Genomic DNA, 5,338 nt, shown 5'->3' with positions numbered 1-5,338 from the left:
GGCAACGACCGCTCAGCCGACGCCGTGCCGGTGTACCGCAGCGCGATCGATCACGCGGCCGGCCACCCGCCGCTGCTGCAGGTCGCGGCCCTCGAACTCGGCAACGTGTTCGAGGCGCTCGGGCGGCACGGCGAGGCCGCCGAGATCCGCGCCCACCTGGAGAGCTGAGCGTCGGATCCCGGCGTGGCGCCGGCTCAGAAGAGCTGGCGCCAGTTCGCCTTCGCGAGGTCGAGAAGCTCGTCCCCGCGTCCGGACATCACGGTGCGGATCGCATAGAGCGCGAAGCCCTTGACCTGCGCGGCCTCGATCGCCGGCGGCATGGACAACTCCTGCCGCTCTGTGACCACGTCGAGCAGGGCCGGACCGTCGTGAGCCAGCACCTCGCGCACGGCATCAGGGAGGTCTTCGCTGCGCTCCACGCGACGGGCGAAGATGCCCATGGCTTCGGCGATCGCGGCGAAGCTGGGGTTGTCCAGTCCTGTGCCGTAGGTGACGAAGCCGGCGGCCTTCATCTCGAGCTCGACGAAGTTCAGCGACGAGTTGTTGACCACGATCGTCTTCACCGGGAGCTTGTTCTGCGTCAGCGTGAGCAGCTCGCCGAGCATCATCGCCAATCCGCCATCGCCCGCGAGTGCGACGACCTGACGGTCGGGGTGGGCGACCTGCGCACCGATGCCGTGCATCAGCGCGTTCGCCATCGAGCCGTAGGTGAAGGAGCCGATCAGGCGCCGGTTCTCGGTCATCGAGAGATAGCGCGCCGCCCACACGGTCGGTGACCCGACATCGGCGGTGAAGATCGCATCATCGGTCGCGTACTCGTCCAGGAGCCTGGCGAGGTACTGCGGATGGATGGGGCGCTTCCCCTTCGCCGGCACCGCCAGCTCGTCGAGCTTCTTGCGGGTCTTGCGGTAGTGCGCGATCGCGTCGTCGAGGTGACCGCGATCGTCCTTGCGCGCGATCCTCGGCAGCAGCGCCTCGGCCGTGGCCCGGACGTCGCCGACCAGTCCCAGATCGAGCGGATGCCGTTTGCCGAGCTGTGCGCCGCGAATGTCGACCTGGATCGTCTTCGCACCGTCAGGGTAGAACTGCTCGTACGGGAAGTCGCTGCCGAGCACCAGCAGCGCGTCGGCGGCCTCCATCGCGCGGTAGCCGGACGCGAAACCGAGCAGTCCCGTCATCCCGACGTCGAAGGGGTTGTCGTACTCGATGAACTCCTTGCCGCGAAGGGCGTGGACGATGGGAGCACCCAGCTTGTCGGCGAGCGCGATCACCTCGTCGTGGGCGCCTTCGACCCCGGCGCCGGCGAGGATCGTGACGTTCTTCGCCGCGTTCAGCAGCGTCGCCGCCTTCTCGAGCTCTGCGCCGTTGGGGACCACCACGGGGCGGGCGCGCTCGATCACGACGGCGCGGTCGTCGGCGATGTCGGCGAGGGCTACGTCACCGGGGATCACGAGGACGGCGACACCGCGCTCCTCGATCGCTGCGCGCATGGCGATCTCCATCAGGCGCGGCATCTGCTTCGGGTCGGCGACATACTCCACGTACACGCTGCACTCGCGGAAGAGCTCCTGCGGGTGCGTCTCCTGGAAGTACCCGGTGCCGATCTCGGTCGTGGGGATGTGCGCGGCGATCGCGAGCACGGGGACGCGGGAGCGGTTCGCGTCGTACAGGCCGTTGATGAGATGCAGGTTGCCCGGCCCGCAGGAGCCCGCGACCACGGCGAGCTCGCCCGTGGTGGCGGCATCGGCGGCGGCGGCGAAGGCGGCGGACTCCTCGTGCCGCACATGCACCCAGCGGATCGTGCCGTCCTTGCGGAGCGCGTCCGTGAAGCCGTTCAACGAGTCCCCGGGAATGCCGTAGACACGGTCGATCCCGTTGGCGTGCAGAGTCTTGACGATGTTCTCAGCGACGTTTGCCATGCTTCGACCCTACGCCCGGGGGCGGGCGCGAGGCTCGTCCGGACCCGTGACAGATGTCACCCGAAATGGCGACGTCTGGCACTGTCTCCACAACCGCACTCGATCTAGCCTCGGACCATCAGAAGAACCGGAGTGCTGTACCGATCCGGAGCAGTACGGCAAGGAGAGGAACTCCCATGAACGAATTCGCCATCGGGGACACCGTGCAGATCACTGGACCGACGATGACAGGCAATGTCGGGACGGTCGTCTCGATCGACGAGAAGCGGGGGAAGTTCCTCGTGCGGATCACCGATGTGACCCAGAACTACTTCACCCCGACCGACCTGAAGCTCTTCTCGGCCTGACGGTTCTCGGCCTGACGGTTCTCGGCCTGACGGTTCTCGGCCTGACGGTTATCGGCCTGACGGTCAGTCAGTACTCCTGGGGCCCGTCGAGCTCCGGCTCGGCACTGCGACGGAAGGCCCGCCCCGAAACCGACGTCGGGGCGATGCGCACATAGACCCGTTTGAGGGTGGGGATCCATGGGCGGAGGCCGGCCGCATCCGCCCTGTGCACGTCGGCGTCCGACTCCAACGCACTCGCGTGGCCCCGCACGATCACGCTCCAGGCGTCCGTGTCGGTGTGGTCATCGACCTCGAACAGCACATCGGTGTTCACCGTGAGCTCGAACAGCTTGCTGCCGGGTGCGGTGCGGAACAGGATGCCGTCCCCGTCGACCACGAAGTTCACGGGGAAGATGTCGATCGTCTCCCCCACGTGGGTGACGAGCCGGCCGAGCTCCTGCGTGCGGAGCCGCTCCCAGCTCTGTTCGGTGGTCAGCGTCTCGATGGGGTCGGTGTGCGCGCTCATGCGGCCATTGTCCCTCACCCGGTGTCCCCGCCGACAGGGCGTCCCGTCCCGCAACACGAGGCGGGCATGCGGGCGGCCCCTCGCGCTCTGCGAGGGGCCGTCCGTCGCACGCTCAGCCGATGCGGATGAGCTTCTTGTTGACGAACTCGTCTGCGGCGAGGTGTCCCAGCTCACGGGCGGTGCCGCTGCGCTTGACGCCGCCGAAGGGCAGTTCGGGGCTGTCCGCCAGCACGAGGTTGACGTAGACCATGCCCGCCTCGATCTTGTCGGCGACGCGCTCGGCCTGCTCCGCATCCGTCGTGAAGACGTACGAGCCGAGCCCGAACGTGGTGTCGTTCGCGAGCTCGACCGCTGCGTCCTCATCCGCCACGCGGTAGACGACGGCTGCCGGTCCGAAGAGCTCCTCACGGTAGACGTTCATCTCCGGCGTCACGTCGGCCAGCACGGTCGGAGCGAAGAACGCACCGTCGCGGGTGCCGCCCGTGAGCAGGGTGGCGCCCTGCTCGACGGCCTGATCGATCTGCTTCTGCAGGTTCTCCGCCGCGGTCTCGGACGACACCGGACCGAGCACCGTGTCGTCGCGCATGGGGTCGGTCGCCTCGACCGCGGCCATCGCCGCCGTGAACTTCTCCACGAACGCGTCGTAGAGACCGTCGACGACGATGAAGCGCTTGGCGCCGTTGCAGGCCTGGCCGTTGTTGTCCAGACGCGCATCGACGCCGGCCTGGACGGTGGCGTCGAGGTCGTCGGTCGACAGCACGATGAAGGGGTCGGAGCCGCCCAGCTCGAGCGCGACCTTCTTGAGGTTGCGGCCCGCGATCTCGGCGACCGCGGCGCCTGCGCGCTCGGAACCGGTGAGCGAGACGCCCTGCACGCGCGGATCGGCGATCATGGTCGCGATCTGCTCGTTCGTGGCGAGCACGTTCTGGTAGGCGCCCTTCGGGAAGCCGGCGTCGTGGTAGATCTTCTCGATCGCGGTCGACGACTCCGGGCACTGCGGTGCGGGCTTGAGCAGGATCGTGTTGCCCACGATGAGGTTGGGCGCGGCGAAGCGCACGATCTGGTACGCCGGGAAGTTCCACGGCATGATGCCGACGAGCGGACCGAGCGAGGAGCGGCGGATGATGGCCGACCCCTCCCCCAGGATCGCGATCGGCTGGTCGGCCATGATCGACTCCGCCTGGTCGGCGTAGTACTCGGCGATGTCCGCGGCGAAGTCGACCTCACCGAGCGCGGCCTCGCGGGGCTTGCCCATCTCGCGCACGAAGATGTCCGCGAGCTCCTCGCGGCGCTCGCGGTGCAGCTCGGCCGCACGGCGGACGAGGGCAGCGCGCTCTGCGACCGTCGACGAACGCGACCACCCGCGGTGGGCTTCGTCGGCCGCGGCCACGGCCTCTTCGATCTGAGCGTCGGTGAAGGTGTCGAAGGACGCCAGCGTCTCTCCGGTGGCGGGGTTGATGACGGCGTAGTCGGTCATGGGTTGTCCTCTCGTGTGCGGGTCCCTTCGACAGGCTCAGGGACCCAGGCCGTTCGGGTGGGGTGGGCCCTTCGACAAGCTCAGGGACCCACCCGGAAGGTCAGGAGACCGGGATCAGCGTGTACTTGGTGGACAGGTACTCGTGGATGCCCTCGAAGCCGCCCTCGCGTCCGACGCCGGACTGCTTGACGCCTCCGAAGGGTGCGGCCGCATTCGAGACCACTCCCACGTTGAGACCCATCATGCCGGTCTCGAGCCCGTCGATCATCCGCTGCCCGCGCTGCAGGTTCTCGGTGAACACGTACGACACGAGCCCGTACTCGGTGTCGTTCGCCAGGCGCACGGCCTCTTCCTCGGTCTCGAAGGTCGCGATCGCGAGCACCGGTCCGAAGATCTCCTCGCGGAGGATCGCGCTTCCGGCGACCACGTCGGTGAGCACGGTGGGCTCGTAGAACGTGCCGGTGCCCTCGACGGCCTTGCCGCCGGCGAGCAGGGTCGCACCGCGTTCGACCGCATCGTCCACGAGCTCGCCGGCCTTGGCCACGGCGTCCTCGTCGATGAGCGGTCCGATCGCCACGCCCTCTTCCGTGCCGCGGCCGATCTTCATGCCGTTGACGCGCTCGGTCACGCGCTTGGCGAATTCCCCGGCGACGTCCTTGTGCACGATGAAGCGGTTCGCGGCCGTGCAGGCCTGGCCGATGTTGCGGAACTTCGCGGCCAGCGCACCGTCCACGGCCTTGTCGAGGTCGGCGTCGTCGAACACCACGAACGGAGCGTTGCCGCCCAGTTCCATCGACACGCGCAGCACGCCTTCGGCCGCCTGGGCGATGAGCTTGCGGCCCACCTCGGTCGACCCGGTGAAGGAGAGCTTGCGCAGGCGCGGGTCGGCGATGATGGGCGCCGACAGCGCACTCGACTTCGACGTCTGCACGACGTTCACGACACCGGCGGGAAGGCCTGCCTGCTCGAGCAGCGAGACGAAGTACATGGTCGTCAGGGGCGTGAGTGCCGGGGGCTTGATCACGACGGTGCAGCCCGCTGCGAGTGCGGGGGCGATCTTGCGGGTGGCCATGGCGAACGGGAAGTTCCA

At 68.3% G+C, this 5,338-nt stretch carries 5 protein-coding genes; 1 reads left to right on the top strand and 4 read right to left on the bottom strand.

All coding sequences use genetic code 11. The features are described 5' to 3' along the window. Window positions 1–194 precede the first annotated feature (194 nt). Complete coding sequence (gene poxB, locus DSP71_RS01725; RefSeq protein ID WP_113680209.1) at window positions 195–1,919, bottom strand: ubiquinone-dependent pyruvate dehydrogenase; 1,725 nt, start codon at window positions 1,917–1,919, stop codon at window positions 195–197. Window positions 1,920–2,095: 176 nt separating this feature from the next. Between poxB and DSP71_RS21820 the strand changes: the two genes are divergently transcribed. Next, complete coding sequence (locus DSP71_RS21820) at window positions 2,096–2,266, top strand: hypothetical protein (protein WP_164734110.1); 171 nt, start codon at window positions 2,096–2,098, stop codon at window positions 2,264–2,266. Window positions 2,267–2,333: 67 nt separating this feature from the next. Here DSP71_RS21820 and DSP71_RS01720 read toward each other — a convergent pair whose 3' ends face one another. The 3 genes from DSP71_RS01720 to DSP71_RS01710 all read right to left on the bottom strand — a co-directional run. Continuing rightward, window positions 2,334–2,771, bottom strand: coding sequence for a pyridoxamine 5'-phosphate oxidase family protein (locus DSP71_RS01720; RefSeq protein WP_058632129.1), 438 nt, complete (start codon window positions 2,769–2,771; stop codon window positions 2,334–2,336). Window positions 2,772–2,883: 112 nt separating this feature from the next. After that, window positions 2,884–4,248: an NAD-dependent succinate-semialdehyde dehydrogenase gene (locus tag DSP71_RS01715; protein ID WP_058632128.1), complete on the bottom strand. Its 1,365-nt coding sequence runs from the start codon at window positions 4,246–4,248 to the stop codon at window positions 2,884–2,886. Window positions 4,249–4,348: 100 nt separating this feature from the next. Continuing rightward, the coding region (locus tag DSP71_RS01710) for an aldehyde dehydrogenase family protein (protein ID WP_113680208.1) at window positions 4,349–5,338 on the bottom strand (990 nt) is incomplete at its 5' end.

The organism is Microbacterium sp. H6 (genome assembly GCF_003314775.1).
Lineage (GTDB): Bacteria > Actinomycetota > Actinomycetes > Actinomycetales > Microbacteriaceae > Microbacterium > Microbacterium oxydans.
Note: the sequence above shows the minus strand (reverse complement) of the source record. Positions and strands in the feature narration are given on the sequence as shown.

Bases quoted from the DNA above. Each gene is read 5' to 3' on its own strand.
- poxB (WP_113680209.1), bottom strand. From the start codon at position 1,919: ATGGCAAACGTCGCTGAGAACATCGTCAAGACTCTGCACGCCAACGGG.
- DSP71_RS21820 (WP_164734110.1), top strand. From the start codon at position 2,096: ATGAACGAATTCGCCATCGGGGACACCGTGCAGATCACTGGACCGACG.
- DSP71_RS01720 (WP_058632129.1), bottom strand. From the start codon at position 2,771: ATGAGCGCGCACACCGACCCCATCGAGACGCTGACCACCGAACAGAGC.
- DSP71_RS01715 (WP_058632128.1), bottom strand. From the start codon at position 4,248: ATGACCGACTACGCCGTCATCAACCCCGCCACCGGAGAGACGCTGGCG.